Below are 22,769 nucleotides of genomic sequence, written 5' to 3'. Positions count from 1 at the left end.
GGTACTGGAGCCCCCGCCATGCAGGCAGAAGAGAAGACGTCACTGGTGGGGGAGGAGTACGAGGTCGAGATCGGGCCCGTCGCGCACGGCGGCCACTGCATCGCGCGCACGTCCGAGGGCCAGGTCCTCTTCGTCCGGCACACGCTGCCCGGCGAGCGGGTCGTGGCCCGGGTGACGGACGGCGACGAGGGCGACCGCTTCCTGCGGGCCGACGCGGTGAAGGTGCTGGACGCGTCGAAGGACCGCGTCGAGGCGCCCTGCCCCTACTCCGGCCCCGGCCGCTGCGGCGGCTGCGACTGGCAGCACGCGAAGCCGGGCGCGCAGCGCCGCCTGAAGGGCGAGGTCATCGCCGAGCAGTTGCAGCGGCTCGCGGGCCTGACGCCCGAGGAGGCCGGCTGGGACGGCACGGTCCTCCCCGCCGAGGGCGACAAGCTGCCCGCGGGCGAGGTCCCCTCCTGGCGTACGCGCGTCCAGTACGCGGTGACCGAAGACGGCCACGCGGGTCTGCGCCGGCACCGCTCGCACGAGGTCGAGCCGATCGAGCACTGCATGATCGCGGCCGAGGGCGTCTCCGAGCTGGGCATCGAGCAGCGCGACTGGACCGGCATGGATTCGGTCGACGCGATCGCGGCGACCGGTTCCCAGGACCGCATGGTGATCCTGGAGCCCAAGCCCGGCGCCCGGCTGCCCCTCGTCGAACTGGACAAGCCGGTCTCGGTGATGCGGGTCGGCGAGAAGGACGGCGGCGTGCACCGCGTGCACGGCCGCGCCTTCGTGCGCGAGCGCGCCGACGACCGTACGTACCGGGTCGGCAGCGGCGGCTTCTGGCAGGTCCACCCGCAGGCGGCGCAGACGCTGATGCTCGCGGTGATGCAGGGCCTGCTCCCGCGCAAGGGCGACACGGCGCTCGACCTCTACTGCGGCGTCGGCCTCTTCGCCGGCGCCCTCGCGGACCGCGTCGGCGAAAAGGGCGCGGTGCTCGGCATCGAGTCCGGCAAGCGCGCGGTCGAGGACGCCCGGCACAACCTCGCGGCCTTCGACCGGGTCCGCATCGAACAGGGCAAGGTCGACGTGACCCTGCCCCGCACCGGCATCACCGAGGCCGACCTCATCGTCCTGGACCCGCCGCGCGCGGGGGCCGGCAAGAAGACGGTCGCCCACCTCACGACACTGGGCGCCCGCCGCATCGCGTACGTGGCCTGCGACCCGGCCGCGCTCGCCCGGGACATCGCGTACTTCAAGGAGGGCGGGTACCGGGTGCGGTCGCTGCGGGCGTTCGATCTGTTTCCGATGACGCATCATGTGGAGTGCGTGGCGATTTTGGAGCCGGTGGGTAAGGGGGCCTGACCTGCGGTTTTGCGCCAGCCACCGTATGTTTCACCTGTTTCCGCCCTTCCCATGGTGAAGCGCGAGACTGATCGACTGTACGCGCCTGAACTGCGGTTTCCTTGAGAGCGGACGATGATGGCGCGAGCCCGGGCTGCACGCCTCTCCGGTTCTTGACGCTCGTGTGACGCTCGTTCTGAAAGCGCGTCACATTGAGTGGGCGGAGTTCGACGTCACCCTTTGTCCCAGCTGATGGGGACTCGAGATTCCCGGCAGTTCGGCGCCTATCAGCGGAACTGACTTCATCGTGGCCGATGCGAATTCGGTCCGGTTGCCGTCTGGGCGGATCGTGAGCAGCTACGTGCCTGTTCCGAGACGCTCGGGCGGCGCCGGAACCGGGGCGTCAACGGGACTTTGCGGGGCCGGCCGTGGAGCCTGCCACTGCCCCAACGGGTGCTGGTGGCGGCTGTGAACTACCGCACAAACCTGACCATGCGCCAGCTCGAAGTTGGGCCCGCTGCTCGCGCTGGAGCTGGTGCCCCGGTCAGTCGACGCGAGGGACCGGCTTTGGCTCGTGAACGGGCACCCTGATCCGGGTGCGGGACCGGCACGCTGGATCACCCTCGTGCAACCACCGGTTCCCGGCGAACGTGCGGGTCGTCGTGGATGCGGCCCCCCGCCTGGTGATCGCCGCCGCCCGGCCGGTGCCGGGCACTACCGCGGACACATGCCTGGCGGGCCTCCGGCATGACCGCGCACTGCCGGGGCATGACCGTGCTGGGTGGCGGCGCCTACCTCAACTGCGGGATGGTCACTCCGCGCCGAGAACACCCCGACGGGCCTTGCTGCCCGGCGACGAGGCCAATAACGCCGCCCGGGCCGTCACCCACATGCACAACCTCGCCTCCGCCTCATGACCAGACAACCGTCTTCACGGGCTCTGAACTGACCGAACACGGCCTTTCGCAATGCCCTTTAGGACGGTAGGGAACGGATGGACCGGTCACGGCCGCTCGAACAGGGAACGTCGGCCGGATGAGGAAGCGCCTCTGTTCTGGCCTGGGGCAAGAGTCATTTAGGTGGCGGGCTCTCCGGGCCCGCCACCAGCCTGCTTCAGAACAGCAGGTGCGCTACCGCCGCCAGCGTCGCCAGCACAAGACTGGAGATGACTCCGGCGGAGATGTCGATCAGAACCTTGCGGAACCAGATACGACGCGTGGACTTGCACTCGACAGGGTTCATGCGAAACCACTCCACAGCTGTGAGCCGGAATGGTAGGGACGTCCTACCGGGCATCCGCTGGCTCGCCGCACGTGATGGGTGACAGCGACCACTACGGCTCATGGCTGGTCGTGGGCCAGATGAACTTGTGAGTGCTCTCCGGGAAGGCCCGCAGCGCAGCCGCACTCTAGCGGAGCGAAACAGTGCGCAGCCACTGGGTTCGCTATGCGCTTTGCGCCTGCGGCTGTTGGGGACTATGGGCGCGAGCGGACCTGCTGATGTGGGGTGCTTGCCGTCGGCCAGGTTCGCCCTGAGCTCCACCACGTTGGCTCTTCGTCGGCCGATGCCGAGTGACAGGCCATCGTTTGGCGGTGCTTTCGACTGCTGAAGTGTTCGCACGCCCCTTCGATACCGCCAGGCGCATGCCAAGGTACGGTGACCATTGGATCGAGAAGCCGAGAACGGGGATGGGTAGGCGGTCATGGCACGCGGGGGCAAGTGGTCGGATCTGGAGGCATTTTGGCCGGCCGAGGAGATGGTGCGGAACCCGGATCGTGTTGTCCCTGAGATCACCAAGTGTTACGAACTTGCTCATCCCAGAGGTAAGCAGCCCTCGGCTGGGGATGTTGAATCGTGGCGGGAAAGCGTCTATGAGGTCGCTTCGGCCTTGACGAACCTCGGGCTCGGGCAGGTCTACGTCTTCGTGGAGTATCGGGTCCACGAGAAGATGAACCCCATCGATGTAGTCCTCGCCGGCACGCACCCCGACGGTCGGTACAGCTACGTCGCGATCGAGTTGAAGCAATGGCGCACGGTCCTGCGTCCCGCTCCGTTCCAGGCGACGGACGGTCTCTGCATCTCGTGCCGGCTCGCCGCGGGGACTCTCTGTGATGTGTGCGCCCTCGGTTGCGTCTATATGCCTGACTTTGGTCGACACAAGAAGCACCCTGCGATGCAAGTGAAGGAAAACCTGAACTCGCTGCGGCTCCACCACAGCATGTTCGACGACCGCTACGTGCACCTTGCCGGCGCCGTGTATCTGCACAACCTCAAGGATCCCGAGTCGCAGTGGATAGGCAGAGTCAAGCCGGCGCCGGGCATTCCTACGTTCACTGCTCGACAGCCCGCGGACCTCCGAGCATTCCTGCAGGGCCTCTTGATGCCCGTTGCGGACGCTTCGGCGGCCCAAGCGCTGCTCGACCGGCGCCGCTCCACTGCGCTCCTGACGTCCGAAGTCGGGGCGATCGTCAACGGCCACACGCGGTTCAGCCTGGTTGAGAAGCAGCTTGAAGCCGTCAATAAGGTTATGGACGCCCTCCGTTCGCCGTCGCCTGGCGCGAAGAAGGTGTTCGTGGTCAGTGGCCGAGCAGGCACCGGGAAGTCCCTCATTGCGCTGACTCTCCTGGGGCAGGCGCTCGACGAGGGGTACGGTACGAAGTTCGTTTCGGGGGGTATCGCGTCCCGGGAGAACTTCAAGCGTGGCGCCAGGGGCAAGGGAAGGGCATTTCCGACACTGAACAAGGTCGCTGACGATGTTGCAGCCGACGAGCTCGACCTGTTGCTGTGCGACGAAGCGCACCGGCTCACGGAGCGCCCGCAGACTGGTTCTTTCGCCATGAGACCCGGTGAGTCCTCCGTCTCGGTGATCGTGAACCGGGCCAGGGTTCCTGTCTTCTTCGTCGACGGCGACCAACGTCTGTTTGCTGAGGAGATCTGGTCGGAGCAGGAACTAATTGATGCGATTTACGCGTTGCGGGCAGAGGTCGTCCCGATCAAGCTCGACAGGGCATATAGAGCCGTGGGGAGTTCCACCTATGACGCATGGGTGAAACGTTTCCTCGATGGTGACCCTGTGCCATGGTGCGCCGATGGCGACGAAGATCCGGAACCCTTTGAGCTGTACTACACGGACAGCGCCGCCCGTATGGAAGTTTTCCTGCAGTCCAAGCTGGATGCCGACTTGAGCGCCCGGATGAGCGCAGGTATGTGCTGGGACTGGACCGACGACACAGGTACGGCACCGGACGTTGCTCCGGAGAAGGGTTGGGCCCGGCCATGGAATGCCGGGGACAGCCACCGCACCCCCGGAGTGCCGAAGCGCCGATTCTGGGCCACGGATCCCGGCGGCTTCGGTCAGATAGGTTGTGTCCACACAGCACAGGGCCTCGAATACGAGTGGGGCGGGGTCATCATGGGGGCTGATCTCACCTGGGCCGGGGACGGGTGGGGCGTGGATCGCGCGCATGTGCGCAGCAAGGCTCGTCGGCTTACCTCCGACAAGGATTTGCTGGAGCGGATTCGCAATGCCTACGGCGTTCTGATGACTCGCTCGATTCGTGGCACCGTGCTGTACTCCGTGGACCCGGACACAAGGCAGCTCTTTGCCGACCTCGGGGTTCCGAAGCTGTGACTGAAGTGTCCAGCCGTCGGGGAGTGCATCGCCCATGCCTGAACGGTGCCTGTTTGCCAAGGTCATGCTGGCGTGACTGATCTGACCTGCTCAATGCTCCGTTAGCGGGCCCTTGCGCGTCGGCTGGTAGGTGCACACCAGGAACGGAATGCCGAACACAGAGAAGGCAAGTTCGGCGCGGAGGTCGTCGGCGCCGACGTACACACCGAACTGTTCGGCGAAGCCGTGTATCGCCAGGGTGGTCAACTCTCAGGTCTCCGGGGTGATGAGAGGTAGGCAGTGCCCAGAGGCACGATCGTTCTGACAGGCTTGCAGGCGGGGCCGTCTGTGCGCACGGGTGGCTGAATGGGCGTCGGCTCCCGCACCGCAGATGTAGAACCAGATCCTCGGCCCTGACGCGGCCGATCCGGCGCGCGCATGCGAGGCAGGCTCGGTGGCAGAGGTCCGCAAACTCGGCGAGGAGGCGCTGGCCCGAGCTTCTGTCTGGCTATGACGACTGGGACGCATTCGAAGGCCTGCTGGCCGTCACCGCCCGGGAGGAGCAGCCGATCCCATGCTCGAACTCGCCCATGCGGAACGGATCTTCCGGACCGTCGCACATCTGGTGGTGGTCGTCGAGGATGCAGTCAGTTCGGGCTTTGCTCAGGAGAAGTTCTCGCGGCCCTCACCCGGCCAGGCCCGGCGGGCGTGGCAGAGATGACAGCGATGCCTGGAGTAGAGGCGAAGAGACCTGGGGCGCCAGTGGAACTCGCACTGCCAGGAGCGGAGTTCACATCCCCCATTCGAGCCGTACCGGCTCTCGCGCCGTGGTCAGTGCCCCGTCGAAGTCCGCGAGACGTTCGGCCAGTGTGGCGGTGGCCACGCGCGGCGGAAGGGCGGCCGAGAACTTCAGGCCGCGGACGGCGCGCGGGTCGACGGTGGGCAGAGTGAGGGCGCTCGGGAGTTCGGCGCGGGCCGATTTCCAGTCGGCGGGGGAGAGGTCCTGGCGCAGTCGGAGATGGGTGTCGGAGGGGCGCTGGACGGGATCGGCGAGGTTGCCGAGGGAGGCGGCAAGGGTCGCATTGGCGCGGTAGCCGGCCCAGGTCCACCATCGTGTGGCATCGGCGTCACGGACCACGAGAGTGCCGGCCGGGTGGACCTCGTGAGGGGCGCGATCGGTGCGCAGCTCGGTGAGGGCAGCGGTGGCGCGGCGGGTGAGCCGGACGTCGGGGTCGGTGCCGAGGAGGACATCGCGCATGGCGCGGGTGAGGGTGAACGACAGACCGCGTGCCTCGCTGCCCTGCCATTTGGCCACACCGCCGTCCTCGACGGGTTCGACGAAGGCACGACGGCGGGCCCAGTCGATGAACGTGACCTGCCAGCTGCGCCCGGCAAGCAGAAGACGGCGCGGGCCGGGGCGTTCCTCGGTGAGCACGGCGGGGTCGGTGGTGCCGATCTCGGTGCGCCCGGCGAGGACGGTGAACTCGGGTGGCGCGGTGAAGGAAGCGGTGAGTTCCATGAAGTGGCGGCGGCCGAAGTGCTTCTCGGCCTCGGAGCCGATAAAGAGCATGCCGCCGTCGCTGTCCAGGAAGCCCTCGTCGACCAGGTACTTCAGGAGCGGGGCGGCCGACCGGTCGAAGGGCGCGAGGCCGTTCCACCGGTCCGGCCAGAGCCGGTCGCCGATGCGGTGCTCCTGCAGGGTGAGCGCGAGCAGCTGCTGGGCGACGAGGTGGCGGGGCGACGGTGGCGGGGTGACAGGCTCGACCCAGCCCCGGGCCCAGAGGGTGAGCAGCCCGGCGGCCTGCAGCAACGACTCGGTCCTGGTGGCGAGGAAGAGACAGTTGCGGGAGGTGCCGGCGCGGCGGCCGGTGCGGCCGATCCTTTGCAGAAACGAGGCGACGGTGCCGGGGGAGTCGATCTGGATGACTCGGTCGAGGTCTCCGACGTCGATGCCCAGTTCCAGGGTGGAGGTGGACACGATGACGCAGTCGCGCGCCTCGGCGAACGCCTGCTCGGAGCGGGCCCGTTCATCGGTGGAGAGTGAGGCGTGCGAGAGGAACACCGTGACGTCGCGGGCCCGGAGCGCCGCACCGAGTTCCTCGACCTGCTTGCGGGAGTCGCAGAAGACCAGGCGCTTCTCGCCGCGGTGCAGGGCGGAGACCACCTTCGCGGCGTTGGCGAGCGAGCCGACGTAGTCGAGTTCGACGTCTCCCGCGGGCCTTGGCAGTGAGAGGTCCCCGGCTGTGTCGGGCAGGGTGATGCCGGGCGCGACGACCCGTCCCGGGCGTTCGGCGGGGCACGCACCCTGCAGCCACGTGAGCAGCGTGTCCGGGTTGCCGACGGTGGCGGAGAGCCCGATCCGCTGGATCCGATGACCGGCCAGCCGCTCCAGCCGTTCGAGCACGGCAAGCAGGTGCCAGCCCCGGTCGTCACCCGCGAAAGCGTGTACCTCGTCGATGATCACGGCACGGACCCGGCCGAGCATGTGTGTGTGGTCGGTCTTGACGCTGATCAACATCGCTTCGAGTGACTCGGGTGTGGTGAGCAGAAAGTCGGGCGACTCGGTGCGGATACGGCGGCGTACGGACTCCGGGGTGTCGCCGTGCCAGAGCGCGGCGCGGCGACCGAGCCACTGGGCGTAGGTGTCGACGCGGTGGACGAGGTTGTTGAGGAGGGCTTTGAGTGGGGCCAGGTACAGGACGGAGGTGCCAGTCCAGTGCTGCTCCCGCATGGCGGACAGGACGGGGAAGGTGGCGGCTTCCGTCTTCCCGCCCGCGGTCGGCGCGAGCAGGATCGCGTCCTCGCCGTCCATCAGTGGTTCCACGGCGGCCTTCTGCAGGGGGCGCAGATCAGGCCATCCGAGAGTGTTGACGATGTGGTGCAGGACGACCGGATCGAGGCGTTCGACCGGGCCGGGGCCGGGCGGCTGGTCCTGCACGTGGGTGGCTCCCTGCGCTTGGTCTTCCGGGAACGTGAGGGTAAGGCGACAGATCAGAGGTCGAGATCGAGGTCGTCGGCCGATGCGGCCGCCGGGGGCGCGGCGAGGTTGCGTTCGGTGGCAGTGAGATCACCGCTGCTGAGGGTCAGTTTGTAGTGCGTACGCGGATCGAAGTCGTCGAACTGATCGATCCGGTCGAGTACGTCCCCGACCAGCTTCTTCAGGTACAGGCGCGGTGCCACTCCGACCTTCCCACCCAGCGCCCCGCCCACGGCCCTTGCCAGATCCGCGAGGTACGCGTCGTCGGCGAGCCGCTGGATCCGCTCGGCGGAGTCGGGGGAGGAGACGCCGTCCGCGTACAGGTCGCGGATGGTGGTGCCCAGACCGGTCAGGGACTTCTCGGTGAATCCGGGAAGCCGGATCTGCACGGCACGCGGGTTGTCGAAGCGCGGGTCGGTGGTGAAGTCGGTGGCCAGGCGCTGGGCGAGCGGGGGGAGACGCTGGACGCCCTGCTGTCCGTCGTAGAAGGCGGGCGTGCCGGTGATGACAAGGTAGAGACCGGGGAAGCGGCCGGCATGAACCTCGTCGATGAGTTGGCGCAGGGCGTTGAGGGCCTTGTCACGGGCGTCGGAGCGGACTCGCTGCAGCGTCTCCACTTCGTCCAGGACGAGGACGAGCCCGGCGTGCCCTGCGTCCTTGAGCATGGTCAACAGGCCTTGCAGGAAGCCGAAGGCGCCGAAGTGGTCGAGGTCACCGCGGACTCCTGCGCTGCGACGTGCGGCAGCTGCGACGTGCGGCTGGCCGCCGAGCCAGGCCATCACCGCGGCGGCGGTCGCCTCGTCGCCGGCGTCCAGGGACTGCTTGTACCCGCGCAGGGCGGTGGCGAAAGCGGGGGCCTGACGGGACACCTCGGCCAGGCGGGCGGTGAGTAGCCGGTCCACTGCCTGCGGCAGTTCGCTCTCAACCGCGCCGTCGGCGAGCGCGTCCTCCTCAAGGGCGTAGAACCAAGCATCGGCGACGGGCCGCAGGGCGCTGGGCGGGAAGCTCGCGGTCGTCAGGCGTTCGGTGAGCCGCCGGTAGACCGTCTCCAACTTGTGCAGCGGGGTCTCGGTCTCCGACACCTGTACCTCGGCCACGGCGAAGGTGCGCCGCTTGGCGCGCTCGCCGAGCCAGCGGGTGAAGAAGGTCTTGCCGGAGCCGTACTCACCGCGCACCGCTTTGAACACCGAGCCGCCATCGGTGACGGCGTCCAGTTCCTCGTCGATCGCCTGCTCGAAGCGGCCCAGGCCGGTGGCGAGCAGGTCGAGTCCGCTCTCGGGGACGGCGCCGCGCCGCAGCGCGTCCACGACGGCGCGGCGGCGTACGGCGCCGACGGGTGCACCGGCACGAGGGGCTGAGGATCGAGACGCGTTCACCCGGACAGTCTCCCATCAGGGAGGTCGCCGGAGCGCCGGAATGCCGGCGGACGGGTCCGGCTCGGACTGCTCACAGGGTGCGCAGTCCGAACTGTTCGATCAGCTGGGCCCGGTGCAGGCGCAGGGTGCGGTTGTCGGGGAGGATCTCCAGGATCTGGGCGCCGTCGTAGTTGAGGAGCTGGGCCAGGGTCGCGGCGAAGCCGGGGGCGCGGCCGGCGGGCTGGCCCGTGCGTTCGGCCAGGGCGGTCATGGGCAGGGTGCCCGCCTCGACGAGGGCGACCAGCGCCTTGGGGAGGACGGACGGTTCACGCGGCTTCCGGGCGAGCAGGTCCAGCTGCGCCGCGTACAGCTCGGTGGCGACGAGACGTTCCACGAGTGCGACGGCAGGCGGCTGGGCCTGGGTGGATGGGGCTTCGGTCTCCGGTGCGGGGTCGGCGGGCTTCTGAGACGCGAGGGGCGCGAGAGGGGCGAGTTCCTCCTCGCCGAAGAGACCAATGACGCCCTCTGCCGCGGGCGGGGCGGCTTTCTTGGACTGCTTGGCGCCCGGACGACGCGACGGCGTGGCGACGGAGGCAGCGGTGCCGGACGAGGTGACGGCCTCGGCACCGGATTCCGTCTCGATGCCCGTCTCGTCCGACCACCACAGCGGAGCCGGATCGCCCAACTCCCGCCATCCTGACGGTGGTTCGGCCCCGAAGGGCAGCAGGGCGAGCAGCGGGACGGTGAATTCGGCGAGGGTCACGCCGCCGTGGTAACCGGCCTTGAGGGCGGTGTACCGGGCGTCGTGGTCGCGCAGAGCGACGATGCGGGAGCCGGGCTCCGGCCAGACCACCCGCGGCCCGGCCAGTGCGATCTCGGAGGGTGCGATTGGGCCGCCGGGGTCGCGGTGACGGGCCGAACCGACGGTGCCTGCGGGCGCGTCGAGCTTGCTGCCCCGCCGTTCGATGACATGGCCGTGGTCGGAGGTCAGGAGCACGGTCATGCCATTCGCACGCGCGGCCCGCAACAGCGGTTCGAGACCGCTGACCTCCTTGGCCTGCCAGGCGCCGTCCCCGAGCTTCTGTTCCTTGGCAAGTCGGTCGTCAACAGTGTTGAGGACGACGGCGACATGCATGCGCTCGTCGGCGAGAGCGTCACCGAGGGCGGCGGAGAAAGGCGAGCCGGTGTCGGGGCCGCGCAGGTCGTCCTTGTGGAAGACGGCCGCCGGGGCGCCCTGCCAGCAGGAGTGCTGAGGGAACAGCCGCTTCTCGTCGTTCTGGTCGCCCTTCATCAGGGTTCCGGTGAAGAGCGAAGTGCGCGAGACAGCGGTGAGTGTGGGCAGCGCTGCGGCCACGGCACGCCGCACCGGTGCACCGTGAGCCCCGGGAAGCGGGTCGAACTCGGCCCACTGCTGGCGCAGTTCCTGCCCCAGCTCGGCCGCTATGGCTGCGCTCATCCCGTCCAGGAGCAGCAGCAGGACCCGGCGCCCCGGCTCCGCGACGACCGGCGCGACGACTCGCGTCAGGAGGGACTCGACGGTGAGCAACGAACGGGGGGAGCTGCCGTCCGCCGTCCATACTGCGAGCAGTTCGCTGAAGGTGTGGTCGAGCGCGCGACGGGTCCGCCGCACCTGGTCGCCGATCCGGTTGTACGCGGCGGCGAGTACGGCGTCGGGGTCGCCGCCCGCCTCCAAGTGTTCCAGGGCACGGTCGACCCAGCCGAGTTCGCGGATCTGGCGGTCCGTCCCGTCGGACACCGACTCGATCTTGTCCGACGGGTTCCCGGCCAGCCACCTCTGCAGCCGTACGGCCATCCGGGCACGCTCGGTCCGGGCCCGGGTCTCGCCGTCGACGGTGGCAAGGGCGTGCGCGCGGAGGGTGGTGACGGTGTCCGTGATTGCCTCGGTGGAGCCACTGGCCAGCGCGTGACCGGCCGCGGTGAACCGGGCGTCGAGCCCGGCGGGCAGGAGCGGACTGGCGGTGGCGGCTGCCTGCGCCCCGAACTGGGCGACCAGCTGTGCGGCCCGGGCCAGGACCGGGTCGGCGAGACGGTGCTCACCCCGGTTGATGAGATCGCGTACGTACGCCTCACCGCTGCGGGCGAAGGAGGCCAGGAGACGGTCGAGTTCGTCGCCCTGGGCGGGCGGCTGCTCGCCGAGCCACCGTTCGGCCCGGCCGCGTGCGCGGTACAGATCGTGGTCGGCCTCCGCGTGTCCCCACAGAGTGGCGCAGACCAGCGCGTACGCAGCCGCGTCGGGGCCGTGCTCGGCATCGACCAGGGCGGTGATCACCCTGCCCGTGGAGCCACCCTGCTCGGGTGCGGCGAGGAAATGGACGAGGCCGGACTTCTCCGGTCCGCGCAGCTCGCGCAGGAGGTCCGGGCCGTCGGGGGTGAGGGTCCACCGGAACAGGGCGACGGGGTCGACCCGGTCCGTCTCTCCCGGGAGGACGCGTCCCGCCGGTGTGTCGCCGTTGCCGTCGTCGAGGCGCAGTCGCCGCCGGGTCAGTCGGGTGAGGGCCTCGTCGCGGGAGAGCACGCCTCTGCCGATCGAGCGCCAGCCCCGGGTGCCGGCCGCGTCCAGGAGCGCCTCGGCCGCCCAGGTCTCGCTGCGCAGGCGGGTGTCGAGGCCGTTCGCGCCGAACGCCTCCTGTACGACCTCCCAGTTGTCGACGGACCTGATGCGGCGGCTGTAGACGCGGGCGAGCAGACCGGGGTCGAGCTCGGTGTTCTCCCGGTCGGTGAGGACGACCAGGACGCGCGGCTCCGGCGGGACCTGCGCCTCCAGGTGGTCCAGGATCTGCTCGTGCACCGCGAGGACGGACGGCGCGACAGTCACCCGCACCTGCGTCCCGCCGACCGTCGGCTGCTGGGCAGCCCCGTCCCACTGCGGGGCGGCCCGCAGCAGCATGACGCGGACAGCGCCGTCCAAGAGCTTGCTGCGCGCGGCGACGAACTGACGGACTGTGCTCACGGACAGCCGGGCGGGACCAGCAGCTGTGGGCCCCGGCCCGGCGGCGGGCGCGGTGGTGATCGTGCCGGACATCAGTGGGCGACCTTCCAGGCGGCGTCGACGACGGGACCGGGGCGTGTCGAGGCGGACATCGTGGCTTCTGGACCGGACATCAGTCGACGACCTTCCAGGTGACCTCGACGGTGGCGTGGGGGTGTGCCGCGGCGAGTGCCGCGATCTCGGCCTGCAGCTCCGCAGCCGCCCGGGCGGCCGTCGTCCGGCCGCCACCGGAGCGAGCCACCGGGCGCGCCGGATCACGCGGTGCGGGCGGCGGCGTCGGCAGCACCTGCGGATGGGCGGAGCCGCCGTCCAGGGGCACCGTGTCGGAGCTGGGCGTCGAGTCGGCGGGCTGCTGCGGCGCCACCGGCGGACTCTGCCGGGACCGCAGCAGCGTCATCACCTCCCGGCTGCCCTTCTTCAGTACGGCCGGCAGGTCGGGGTAGTCGCCGGGGTCGCCGGCTGCGGCGTCGCGCACTCGCTCCAGGATCGCTGCACCGTCCCGGCCGAGCGTGTCGGCCAGCTCCAGCTGCTCACCCCAGCTGGTGTTCTGCAGCGCGTCGGCCACGGCCTTGGCACTGGTCAGCGACATGCCGTACCGGTGTGCGGTGAAGGCGCCGAGGTCGAAGCCCGCCAGCCGGTCCACCACAGCCTTGGCGCCGAGGCCCTCCGCCCCCACCGATTCCACCAGCTCCTTCGCCCGCCGGGCGAGCACGAGGCGGGGTGAAGAATCGTCCAGGTGCAGGAACCGCCGGTGCTTCTCCAGCTCCGTGACGAGTCGCCCCGCGTCGGTGGCGAACGCGTTCGCAGCCCTGCGGATCTCCCCGGCGAACTGGTTCACGATCCGCCCGCGCCGCAATTGCGGGGCGGGCGTGCCGAACACCGTCTCGTACCGCTTCCGGGCCTCCGCCCAGTCCTCCTCGGTGGGCAGCGGCTGCTCCCGCAGCGCGTAGTCCCGCTTCAGATCGCTCGGCAGCGGTGCGGGCTCGACCGCGACCCCGCCGCGCACCCACACGCGGTCGGACATTTCCGCGTACGCGGCGGCGAGCAGCCGACGCAGCGGGTCGGGCAGGCCGCGCGGGTCGGGCTGGTCGCTCCAGTCGGCGAGCTTGACCAGGGTCGGCTCGGCGACCCCGGCCCGGCGGGCCTGCGCGTTGAAGTGGTCGAGCCAGGCGGTGGACTGCCGGTAGAACGCCTCCTGCATCACGCCGAGCCCCAGGCCGCCCGCGATCCGCGCCATGACCTTGCGGTCCTTCGCCTCGACCTCCACCTGCCCGTCACGGTCCTCGGCGGCCCTGCGCACGTACTCGAAGACGGTCTTGATTTCGGCGGCCCGCAGCGGCTTCCCGGTGCCTTCCGGATCCAGCTCGGGGTGAGCGGGAAACTGGTGGGCGAGCAGCTTCCGGGCTAGCTGACGTGCGGCGTCGTCCATCTGCGCGCCGATCGGCGGCAGCAGGTCTGCCACCTGCTGCTGGGCCTCCAGATGGTTACTGAAGCTGAGGTCGACGACGCCTTCCTGCTTTTGCGAGAGTCCGTACGCTTGCTTCAGCGCGCCCAGGACCCGCTCGGTGAGGACCTCCCGCTGCGACTGCAGCATCCCCTTGGCGCGGGCTTTGTCGTCGGCGTTCAGACTGCGCGCGAACTCGGAGTCGAAGCGGGCCTCGTCGGACAGTGCCTTGTCGATGACGACGAGACGCTCGAAGTCGCCGCGGGTGGCGTCGGTGAGATGAGTGGGCAGCCAGGCCAGGGTGCGCGAGTCGCCGCCCGTCTTCTCCCGCAGCGTACGCAGCCGCTGGAGGTCGTCCATCGGCCCGAACTCGCCCTCGTCGTAAGGGAAGTCGACGACGAGTCGCCAGGCGTCTTCCTGATTGGGCCGCAGCGCCGCATCCGACAGCGAGTCGACATCGGCGACGTTCCCGAAGACCACCTCGACCTGCCGCTCGGTGCCCTTCCACACCAGGTCAAGTGTGTCGTACGGGTCGAACCCGCCGGTCCCGTCGGTGACGCCGATCGCCTCCTTGAGCAGGGTGCGCATCTTGGTCCGGCGGTTGCCCAGGTTGTTGTGGACCTGGGCGTTGGCGAGCACCGCGTCGAGGTCGACACCGGTCAGTTCGAGGCGGACGACCGCGCCGGGGCCGGTGCCGGCGACCTTGATCTCAGGGAAGGTCGCCGCCCATTCCTTCGCCTTCTGCTCCAGGCGGCCGATCTCGGTTCCGGCGATCCGGGTGGTGATGGACCCGTGGTTGAGCGCGTTGAGCCGGGCCAGAGTCAGGTCGGACAGGGCGGGGACGCTCGGCGCGAGCGCGGACAGGAGCAGCGTCTGGATCAGTCGGCTGTCACCGGTGAAGTCCCGGCAACGGGCCTTCAGCTGCGGGTCGTCGATCGTCTCCGGACGGCGCCTGTACGTCTCCACGTCGTCCTCGGTCACCTGGTTGGTCTTCAGCAGGTACGGGCGCAGCTTCTCGCGGTACAGCTTGTCCGCCGCCTCGAAGTGGACGCTGGTCTCTCCGCTGAACGCCTTGTCGCCGCCGCCGACGATCGCCGGGTACAGATCGCCGAGCGGTACGAGCTGGCCGAGTCGCCAGTCGTCCCGGTGGTCGACCAGGAGCTGGCTCATCAGCTTCAGGCCGGTGCGTGAGCGCTGCAGCGCCCCGGAAATGTGCACCAAGGTGTCCATGAACGCCGGAGGGAAGGGATACGTACGCCGGAAGGCGTCCTCGTCCGAGCCGGTGGTGGAGTCCTTGTGGCCGAGCAGGGTCTGCCAGACGTCCGGGCCGAGCTTCTTGGCCTCGTCGAAGGCCGCCGCGACCTTCGCCTCGGCCTCGTCGTCGACGGCACTCAGCAGACGGGCCTTTGCGATCGTCGGCAGGTTGCGGTCCTCAAGGACGATCGAGTCGTATCGGCCGCCGTTGAGCTTCAGTGTGTCCTGCACGGCGGCCTCGGCGGCGCCGGACATCTCCTCGCCGACCAGCTCGCGCAGGTCACGCTGGCGGGCGATGAACGAGACGATGGGGATGGCGCGGCGCTCGTCGGCGCCCTCCACGAAGTTGGTGACCTTGCCCGCCTCGCGGCCGAGCGCCTTCTGGTCGTGGATGAGGGTGGCCAGCCACAGGATGAGCTCGTCCATGAAGAGGACGAGGCCGTCGTAGCCGAGGGACTTGGCGTGCGCGGCGATGATGCCGAGGCCCTTGTCCAGGGAGACGAAACCGTCGGCGTTCTCCGAGGCGTTGCGGGCGAAGGACGGGAAGAGGGTCTTGGTCAGGTCCTGGACGAGCCGGGCCCGCAGCTCCTGCGGGGTGGTCGGGTTGTCCAGGTCGAAGCCCTTGGTGTTCTCGTGCTCCTCCTGCGCAGCGACGGCCTGGTCGAGCAGTTCGGTGGTCCAGGCGAATGCCTCGCCCCACTCGTCGCCTTCGCCGCTGTCGGCCTCGGCGAGCTGCGCGATCACACGGTCGTCGCCGCTGCCACGGCGATGGGCGGCGAAGTCCTCGAAGAGGCCGTCGGTCAGGTAGACCTGCGGCAGATCGCAGCCGGGGTGCACCTTGCGTACGTGCTCCACGTACTTGCCGAGAATGCGCTGCTCAAGGGACTTGGCGCCGAGCATGTGGTACGGGACGAGAAGGAACTTGCGATCTCCCGCGTCCAGCCAGGGGTGCTTGCCACGGACGGGGTCCAGGTCTTTCTTGGCGCGGGCGGCCTGGTGGCCGGAGAGCAGGGCGTAGAGCACCGCCATGAAGTGCGACTTACCGGAACCGAACGAGCCGTGGAGGTAGGCAGCCTTGGAGGAGTGGCTGTCGAGGGCGGACTTGATCAGGTCAAGGGCCTCGTCGAAGTTGCCGCGCAGGCGGTCGGTGACGACGTAGTCCCGCAGGGCCGCCTCGGCGCCCTTGGGCGTGACGGCTTCACCGAGCTTCAGTACGAAGTCGGACGTCGACACCCGCTCCGGGATGTCGATCAGCTCGCGGAGGAGGGGCCGGTCCTCGGGGCGAGGGGTGTTCCTGCTCATGAACGCCATGGTCTGTCTGTGGCTCCTCACCCTGCGGATCCTTCAGCTCGATCAGGAACTGAGCTGTGCGAACAATCGTAGGGGGTGGTACTGATAGCGGGCCGTGCGATGCGCGAGAACTGCGTAACACGGCGTGTTACGATTTGAGGTATGGCTACGAAGACGCGTTTCAGTATCAGCATGGACCCCGTGCTGCATGCGGCGGTCAAGAAGTCCTCCGAGGCGCTGGGCCTCGATGTCTCGGCGTACGTCACGGCCGCGGTGCGGCGGCAGATGGCGGAAGACGAGGTCGTGGTGCGCCGGTTCGCGGGCATAGACGCCGCGATCGCAGCCACGGACACCGCTCCCGTGCCGTCCGGCGCGACCGTGGACATCACGGATGAGGACGTCGCGGCCGCACGGGCCGGCATGGCCCAGGCGTTGGCGGCGTCGGAGGATCACGCCGCGTGAACCATCCGGTGTTCGTCTACGACGCGGGAATGCTCATCGCCGTCGACCGGCAGGACCGCCCGGCCCACCTCCTGCACCGTGCGTTGCTCGGCCCTGGCCACCCGCCGGTGATCCCGCTGCCCGTCCTTGCGCAGGCATGGCGGCCCGGGAGGTGGACGCCGCTGACCCGGCTGATCCCGGAGTGCGTGGTCTTCGGAGCCCGGAGCGCGGAGCCGCCGCCGTGCGGCGTGTGCCAGGGCGGACATGTCACCGATGACGCCAAGCGCGCCGGGCAGCTGCTCGCGCTGGCCGGTCTGCCGGACGAGAAGCGCCCCGACGCGGTAGACGCGCTCGCGGTCGTCGTCGCTGCACGTCACCCGGAGGCGGTCGTGGTCACGTCCGACCCGCGGGATCTGTGCGCCTATCGGGACGCTCTGGATCAGGGCGGCACGGGCGTGCGGATCCTGCCGGTGCCTGAGCTGGCGGGATTCCTTGCGGGCAAGCGCGTGTTGCTCTGAGCCGATCGGTTTCGGCCGAGCGTCGGCGAATGATGCCGGATGCCGGTGTCAGGGGCGGCCCGGTCCGCTCGGGTCCGGGTGGTCGGCCTGACTGGTCTGCGCCCATACGGTCTTGCCGGGGCCGGTGCGGTCCTCGACGCCCCAGCCGTCGGCGATGGCGGCCACGAGAGCGAGTCCCCGGCCGCCGTCGGCGTTCGCGGCGGCCATGGTGACCGTCGTGGGGTCGGGGCGTTGCGGGTGGGTATCGGACACCTCGACGCGCACGACCTCGGTTGTGTGCGTGTGCGTGTGCGTGTGCGTGTTCGCGTACTTGTGGAGGAGGCGGAGCTCGAAGTCGCGTCCCGGTACGCGGCCGTGGCGGGCTGCGTTCGCCGAGAGCTCGGCGACGAGGAGGGCGACGGTGTCGGAGAGCGGGCTGCCGGGCGGGACGCCCCAGTCGTCGAGCCGGGCCATGGCGGCCTTGCGGGCGAGGCTCGCGCCGAGGTGGGTGGTGGGGTAGGTGTGCGTGAACTCGCGGATGGCCAGGGGTGGTTGGACCTGCGATGTCGTCATGGAGCCAGCCTTCCGGCCGTGCCCGGCTCGCTGACAGGAACGCCACCCATACAGATCCATCTGTACTGGTTCACGCCCTGGACTGGGCGGATAACTCCCCGTAACCATGGGCAGGTTGGGCGACGCGGGGCGCGGGGCGCAGGGGCACGGAAGCGGGGCGGCGATGATGGCGGATCAGGACGGCGGCGGTACGGCGGCGAGCGGCGAACCCGAATTGTCGGACAGCCTCAAGACGTTCGGGGCCGTTTTGAAGGCGCTGCGGGAGGCTGACGGCCTCACCCAGGAGGAGTTCGCGCCGCGCGTGCGCTACTCGGCGGCGTACGTGGCGAAGATCGAGCAGGGCAAGCGGTTCCCTCCGGAGAACCTTCCGGACCGGACAGCCGAAGTGCTGGGGCCGGTCGCTGGCAAGGTCCTCGCGGCAGCGGCGAAGAGCTTGCGGAGGAAGGCAGGGCTGGCGTCCTGGTTCCTGCAATGGGCGGGGATCGAGGAAGAGGCGATCACGCTGTACGCGTATGAGTGCCGGGGGATTCCGGGGCTGTTGCAGCCGGAGGGATACATCAGGGCGGTGTTCGACCGCAGGCTCCCGCCTGTCACCGAAGAGCAGTTGGAACGCGAGGTCGCCGCTCGCCTGGACCGTCAGCAACTCCTCACTCAGCGGCCGAACACAGCCTTCAGCTTCGTCATCGAGCAAGCGCTCCTCGAACGCCGCTTGGGAGGAGTCGAGGTCACGCGCAACGTCATCGACCACCTACTTGGCGTTGGGAGTCAGCGCAACGTGGAGATCCAGGTGATGCCGCTTCGGCAGGAGGATCACACCGGCGTCGACGGCCAGATGTACTTGGCCGAGCGGCCTGGCCACCAGTGGATCGGCTACGTCGAAGGCCAGCGCTCCAGCAGCCTGATCGCCGCCCCGAACGACGTGAGCGTTCTCCTCCAACGCTATGGCAAGCTGCGTTCCCAGGCCCTGGACTGCCGGGCTACGGTGAGCTTGCTGGAACAGATGCGAGGAGCGCTATGAGCACCACGGAAGACCTGGACTGGTTCAAGAGCAGCTACAGCGGAAGCGAAGGCGACAATTGCATCGAGGTCGCGCTGGACGCCGAAGTGGTCCGCGTCCGGGACTCCAAGGATCTTGGCCGCGACTCGTTCGCCGTTGCCTCCGACGCCTGGGCTGCGTTCACCGCGCACGTTTCAGGATCCTGAACTGCCGTCTGTGAGGCGGCAGATCGGCCGCCCCACAGACGCATGCACTACTCAGTCGGACTCTGCGGAGGACGCTGCCTTCTTCTTTGGGGCGGCGGCCTTCTTCGCGCGGGTGGCGGGGGAGGGGCGCCAGGCGCGCAACGTGTCGTCGGTCAGGCCGAGTTCGCCCTGCTTCTGCTGACGGAAGGCGAGGATTTCGGCAGCCGGGGACGCGCCGAACTCGGCGTCGTACTCGCCGTACCACTGGTCCAGCCACGGCTGGAGCTCAAGCAGCCCGGCCAGGAACGGCACGATCTCCTCGCTGCCGAGACCGGCGGTCTGGATGTACGAGGCCAGCGCGAGCGCCTGCTCCAGGTGATCCCAGCCGGCCCACCCGTACAGCTCGGGCGACTGCGCGTTCACTGTGCCGTACGAGACGAACCGCTCCTTGGGCACGTCGAGCTTGCCCCGGGCGCGCCAGTAGCTGGGCTTGAGGAAGTCCGCGGAGGTGTACTTCGGCGGTACGGGCGTCCGCTCCCGGATCTTCCGCTTGGCGGGCTCGTCCGGCGCGGCGTCCTCCTCCCGCTGGAGATCCCATACGTGCTCCCAGTCGGCCCGCTTCTTGAGCGCGGCGGGCTTGTACCGGAGCGCCGATACGAACGGGACGTGCTCCTCGGACAGCAGCTCGCGGACGGTCTTGGCGAGGTCCTGGCGGGGTGCGTAGAGGTCGGCGACGGAGGTGAAGTCCTCGTCGGCGGACAGGGCTTCGGTCAGCCGGGCGAGGGTGGTGATGGTGGGGTTGCCGTTAGCGTCGAACCAGTACGAGCGGTCCTCGACCCGGTCGAGAAGCCAGGAGCGAAGCGCCTTCTGCCGCATCGAATCCCAACCCTCGGACGCCCAGCGGCGCTTGTACTCGGGGCGCTCGATCATGCCGATGGCGCGGTTCGACTCGATGACGTCGATGCGCTTCTGGACGAGGGCGCGGTATTCGGGGGACCAGTGGGTGGGGATCTCGGTTATAGGGGTGGAGCCGTGGCGCTTAAACCACTCGCCGCTGGCCTCGCCTGCCGCGACCCGGCGCGCGAGAACGATTTCGAAGGCGCGCTCGCCGAGGGCGAGCTCGGGGACGGCGGAAGGGCTGGGCAGGCGGAGGTCCTCGGAATGCAGGTTGTAGAGGGAGTAGACCTGCCAATCGAGTTCCTCCTGAAGGGCGATCATGCGGGCGCGCGTGGAGGCATAACGTACCTGGGCGTCACGGAGCGCGGGAGCGGTGGGGAGGGCTTCGGCGGTAAGTGCGAGGGGGGTTGCCTTGGAGAGCTCCTGGGAGAGGGCGTCGAGCTCAGAGGCGAGGGCGGTGGGGTAGGCAGAAGGCAGAGGGAACTTGCCGACGTTTGTGCCGTTGAACTGGTAGCTCCATGACCACGGCTGATCAGATTCGCCACCGCCGGACTCCGGACTCCCGCCCTTCTGATGGCAGTTTAGTCTGAGCCAGAGTGCAGCGGTAGAACTATTCAGGAGCCCGAGCAGTCGAAGGTGCTCCTTTTCTGTCGTTCCCTGCGGGAGATTGATCGCGGGAGCGGTCTGCTTAAACACCTTGCTGCCGCGGTCCAGCGTGAAATGGTTGTGCGTCGAAATCTCGGCAAATGCGATCGAAAGCTGTGTAGAGTAACGCTTTGTGAAGAACATTGAGTATTCGAACCACAGGAGGCCGCGATCCAGGTGAGATTGCCCAAACGCAATTCGGCTGATCAGGTTTTTACGCATAGGCCAAAGGAATCGGCCTACGGACTCAGGGGCACTAGGCTGCAGGGACTTCTCGTCGTACGGCCACAAGGAGCACTCGGCTCCATCGATGAGATAGTCGCGAACATTTACTCCTTCAACGAGGTCGCGCCCGTATGGGCTAGCGATTTGGGCGCGCCTCAAGGCTCCTGAGCCAATCATGTATGCGTCGTCCTCGCGCGTGACAGCGCCTGCGCCGATTTCATCGGCTACCAACTTGAGTTGGGTCGTGGCTTCAGTATTGATCTGCTCAGTCATCTCAAGTCCGCCGTCAGCCAAGATCCACGGCTGCTTTCCGAAGTACCGTCCTCGTTCCAGATCGTCCACCGAGACCCACCGGCTAGCGCTCCCCGGCCTATCGATCTGCTCCAGGATAGCCCGCCAGACGAACCCATCCGCAGCTTTCACCGGGGCCGAGGGTTCTCCCTGAACGCTCCTTACCGTCCGGATTGTGGTATGCCGTGGGGAGCCCCCCACCGGCCGCCCCACCAGGATTACCGTAGGTGTCCCGTGCCCCGGGATATAGGCCCCCGACGTATCGATGACCTCGGTCAGCTCGATCTTGTGTGCGAAGAACTCCTCAATCAGCTTTGCGCCGAACTCCCGCTTCATAAACGAGCTCGCCGTAATTTGGCCGACCATGCCGTAGCCGTTCCCCTCACCCCCGCCTTGCTTCGTCAGCTCGAAGAACCGTTGGGCAAACGGCACGGACAATGCATACGTCCCCGCGCACGCGTCATACAGCTCCCGATAAAGCTGGTTGAGCTTCTTGTCCTTGACCGTAATGTACGGCGGGTTCCCCACCACCACGTGGTACCGCCCTTGCTGCAAAATCCCCGGGTACTCGTGCACGTCCTCCGTCGCGTACGAGAACTCGGCCAGCGGGTCTCCAGCAGCACCTTCCTCCCCGAGGCCCAGCTGAAGCTCCAACTGCCGGTCCTTGATGAGCGAGTCGCCAACCGCCAACTGGATCGGCCACTCATACTCCCGCGCAGCCCCAAACGTCCGCATCCCGCTCGCCGCCATCGCCGCAACAAGCAACCGGAACCGCGCCACCGCCACCGCGAACGGGTTCAGGTCCACCCCGTGCACCGACTCCAGGGCGGCACGCACCCGCTCGTACGGGCCCACCTCCGGCCGCTCCTCGGCCCACAACCGCACCAGCCGCCGGAACGCGCCCAGGACAAAGTGCCCGGACCCACACGTCGGGTCGATCATCAGCAGCTCTTCGAAGCCGAACTCCCGCACGGCCGGCGTCATCGTCCGGTCGAGGATGAACTCCTCGACGAATTCCGGCGTTTGGAGCAGCGCGTACGTCTTTCGCGCCGCCTCGCTCAGGTCCTGGTACAGGTCGCCCAGGAACCGCGTGTCCCAGCCCTCCGTGCCGTCCTTGCTCAGCGGGTCCGTGAAGTCGTGCACCAGCACCGACGTGCTGCCGGAGCCGTCCTCCGCCTCTGCCCCCGCCTCCACCAACTTCTGCTTCCGCCAGAACGCCAGCAGCGCGCCCGCCCCGTCGTGCGACAGCGGGATCTGGTACAGCGGATTGTGATTCCGGTCGAACAGTAGCCGCCCGGCTTGCCCCGCCCCCAGCTCCGCGAACGCCGTCTCCAGCCACCCGCGGTACGTCGGGTCGGCGTCCTTCGCCATGTACTCCTCGTACCGTGCCTGAGCGACCTCGCGCCCCGCCACGTCCGGCGCTGTGATGTACGGCTCCGCGATCAGCCGGTTGTCCTCGCTGAACCGGACGAAGACCGTGCCGAGCACCCACGCCACCGCGACCTGCGTGACCCGCTCTCCGAGCCAGGAGTTCCAGGTCGCCGCCGTCCGCCCCAGCTTCTTCGCCTGTTCGTACTCACTCCGCAGGCGCGCCCCGACCTCGGGAACCGCCTTGACCTGTGCATCCAGGTCGGTCTCTGCCGCCTTGACCTGCTTCTGTAGGTCGCTGAGGAGGCTCTTGCGGTCGATCACGGACTGCTCCCGAAGTTGTGACTAAAAGCGAGACGAGAAGGCGGAGAGAAAGACGAGAAG

15 protein-coding genes and 1 pseudogene are annotated in these 22,769 nt (G+C 68.6%); 8 read left to right on the top strand and 8 right to left on the bottom strand.

What is annotated here, in order from left to right:
* Window positions 1-18: 18 nt before the first annotated feature.
* On the top strand, window positions 19-1,347 hold the full coding sequence (locus tag ACZ45E_RS05665) for a class I SAM-dependent RNA methyltransferase (protein ID WP_468216912.1): 1,329 nt from the start codon (window positions 19-21) through the stop codon (window positions 1,345-1,347).
* A 369-nt stretch (window positions 1,348-1,716) separates the two neighbouring features.
* Window positions 1,717-2,201, top strand: a pseudogene (locus tag ACZ45E_RS05660) (IS5/IS1182 family transposase); the annotation flags it as partial.
* Between the two features lie 238 nt (window positions 2,202-2,439).
* Here the strand turns inward: ACZ45E_RS05660 and ACZ45E_RS05655 are convergent.
* On the bottom strand, window positions 2,440-2,568 hold the full coding sequence (locus tag ACZ45E_RS05655; RefSeq protein WP_226599771.1) for a DUF6408 family protein: 129 nt from the start codon (window positions 2,566-2,568) through the stop codon (window positions 2,440-2,442).
* Window positions 2,569-3,028: 460 nt separating this feature from the next.
* Between ACZ45E_RS05655 and ACZ45E_RS05650 the strand changes: the two genes are divergently transcribed.
* Complete coding sequence (locus tag ACZ45E_RS05650) at window positions 3,029-4,957, top strand: DNA/RNA helicase domain-containing protein (protein WP_468216910.1); 1,929 nt, start codon at window positions 3,029-3,031, stop codon at window positions 4,955-4,957.
* 90 nt (window positions 4,958-5,047) lie between these two features.
* On the opposite strand, the gene ACZ45E_RS05645 is transcribed toward ACZ45E_RS05650, so the two are convergent.
* On the bottom strand, window positions 5,048-5,203 hold the full coding sequence (locus tag ACZ45E_RS05645; RefSeq protein ID WP_468216908.1) for a hypothetical protein: 156 nt from the start codon (window positions 5,201-5,203) through the stop codon (window positions 5,048-5,050).
* Between the two features lie 307 nt (window positions 5,204-5,510).
* On the opposite strand from ACZ45E_RS05645, the gene ACZ45E_RS05640 reads away from it, so the two are divergent.
* Window positions 5,511-5,657 (top strand): hypothetical protein, encoded by a 147-nt coding sequence (locus tag ACZ45E_RS05640; protein WP_468216907.1) that lies wholly within the window; start codon window positions 5,511-5,513, stop codon window positions 5,655-5,657.
* A gap of 69 nt (window positions 5,658-5,726) precedes the next feature.
* Here the strand turns inward: ACZ45E_RS05640 and ACZ45E_RS05635 are convergent, their stop codons facing one another.
* From ACZ45E_RS05635 to pglY, 4 genes are all read right to left on the bottom strand, one after another.
* Window positions 5,727-7,874 carry a DEAD/DEAH box helicase gene (locus ACZ45E_RS05635; protein ID WP_468216905.1) on the bottom strand — a complete coding sequence of 716 codons (2,148 nt, stop codon included), beginning with the start codon at window positions 7,872-7,874 and terminating at the stop codon, window positions 5,727-5,729.
* 53 nt (window positions 7,875-7,927) lie between these two features.
* Window positions 7,928-9,289, bottom strand: coding sequence for a BREX system ATP-binding protein BrxD (gene brxD, locus ACZ45E_RS05630; RefSeq protein ID WP_468216903.1), 1,362 nt, complete (start codon window positions 9,287-9,289; stop codon window positions 7,928-7,930).
* A gap of 70 nt (window positions 9,290-9,359) precedes the next feature.
* A complete protein-coding gene (gene pglZ, locus ACZ45E_RS05625) occupies window positions 9,360-12,311 on the bottom strand; it encodes a BREX-2 system phosphatase PglZ (protein ID WP_468216900.1) in 2,952 nt (983 codons plus the stop codon).
* A 79-nt stretch (window positions 12,312-12,390) separates the two neighbouring features.
* Window positions 12,391-16,287 (bottom strand): BREX-2 system ATPase PglY, encoded by a 3,897-nt coding sequence (pglY, locus tag ACZ45E_RS05620; RefSeq protein WP_468217153.1) that lies wholly within the window; start codon window positions 16,285-16,287, stop codon window positions 12,391-12,393.
* Between the two features lie 141 nt (window positions 16,288-16,428).
* Here pglY and ACZ45E_RS05615 point away from each other — a divergent pair, with 141 nt between their 5' ends.
* Both ACZ45E_RS05615 and ACZ45E_RS05610 read left to right on the top strand, forming a co-directional pair.
* Window positions 16,429-16,728, top strand: coding sequence for a hypothetical protein (locus ACZ45E_RS05615; protein WP_468216898.1), 300 nt, complete (start codon window positions 16,429-16,431; stop codon window positions 16,726-16,728).
* Window positions 16,725-17,225, top strand: coding sequence for a hypothetical protein (locus tag ACZ45E_RS05610; protein ID WP_468216896.1), 501 nt, complete (start codon window positions 16,725-16,727; stop codon window positions 17,223-17,225). The genes ACZ45E_RS05615 and ACZ45E_RS05610 overlap by 4 nt, the downstream gene beginning before the upstream one ends.
* A gap of 48 nt (window positions 17,226-17,273) precedes the next feature.
* Here ACZ45E_RS05610 and ACZ45E_RS05605 read toward each other — a convergent pair whose 3' ends face one another.
* Window positions 17,274-17,777: an ATP-binding protein gene (locus ACZ45E_RS05605; protein WP_468216893.1), complete on the bottom strand. Its 504-nt coding sequence runs from the start codon at window positions 17,775-17,777 to the stop codon at window positions 17,274-17,276.
* A 163-nt stretch (window positions 17,778-17,940) separates the two neighbouring features.
* Between ACZ45E_RS05605 and ACZ45E_RS05600 the strand changes: the two genes are divergently transcribed.
* Window positions 17,941-18,795: a helix-turn-helix domain-containing protein gene (locus ACZ45E_RS05600; protein ID WP_468216890.1), complete on the top strand. Its 855-nt coding sequence runs from the start codon at window positions 17,941-17,943 to the stop codon at window positions 18,793-18,795.
* Window positions 18,792-18,980 carry a DUF397 domain-containing protein gene (locus tag ACZ45E_RS05595; protein ID WP_468216888.1) on the top strand — a complete coding sequence of 63 codons (189 nt, stop codon included), beginning with the start codon at window positions 18,792-18,794 and terminating at the stop codon, window positions 18,978-18,980. The genes ACZ45E_RS05600 and ACZ45E_RS05595 overlap by 4 nt, the downstream gene beginning before the upstream one ends.
* Window positions 18,981-19,031: 51 nt before the next feature.
* Here ACZ45E_RS05595 and pglX read toward each other — a convergent pair whose 3' ends face one another.
* Complete coding sequence (gene pglX / locus ACZ45E_RS05590) at window positions 19,032-22,709, bottom strand: BREX-2 system adenine-specific DNA-methyltransferase PglX (RefSeq protein ID WP_468216885.1); 3,678 nt, start codon at window positions 22,707-22,709, stop codon at window positions 19,032-19,034.
* Window positions 22,710-22,769 lie beyond the last annotated feature (60 nt).

It is taken from the genome of Streptomyces sp. NPDC030991 (assembly GCF_055571235.1).
Note: the sequence above shows the minus strand (reverse complement) of the source record. Positions and strands in the feature narration are given on the sequence as shown.

Bases quoted from the DNA above. Each gene is read 5' to 3' on its own strand.
- ACZ45E_RS05665 (WP_468216912.1), top strand. From the start codon at position 19: ATGCAGGCAGAAGAGAAGACGTCACTGGTGGGGGAGGAGTACGAGGTC.
- ACZ45E_RS05655 (WP_226599771.1), bottom strand. From the start codon at position 2,568: ATGAACCCTGTCGAGTGCAAGTCCACGCGTCGTATCTGGTTCCGCAAG.
- ACZ45E_RS05650 (WP_468216910.1), top strand. From the start codon at position 3,029: ATGGCACGCGGGGGCAAGTGGTCGGATCTGGAGGCATTTTGGCCGGCC.
- ACZ45E_RS05640 (WP_468216907.1), top strand. From the start codon at position 5,511: ATGCTCGAACTCGCCCATGCGGAACGGATCTTCCGGACCGTCGCACAT.
- pglZ (WP_468216900.1), bottom strand. From the start codon at position 12,311: ATGTCCGGCACGATCACCACCGCGCCCGCCGCCGGGCCGGGGCCCACA.
- pglY (WP_468217153.1), bottom strand. From the start codon at position 16,287: ATGGCGTTCATGAGCAGGAACACCCCTCGCCCCGAGGACCGGCCCCTC.
- ACZ45E_RS05615 (WP_468216898.1), top strand. From the start codon at position 16,429: ATGGCTACGAAGACGCGTTTCAGTATCAGCATGGACCCCGTGCTGCAT.
- ACZ45E_RS05605 (WP_468216893.1), bottom strand. From the start codon at position 17,777: ATGACGACATCGCAGGTCCAACCACCCCTGGCCATCCGCGAGTTCACG.
- ACZ45E_RS05600 (WP_468216890.1), top strand. From the start codon at position 17,941: ATGATGGCGGATCAGGACGGCGGCGGTACGGCGGCGAGCGGCGAACCC.
- ACZ45E_RS05595 (WP_468216888.1), top strand. From the start codon at position 18,792: ATGAGCACCACGGAAGACCTGGACTGGTTCAAGAGCAGCTACAGCGGA.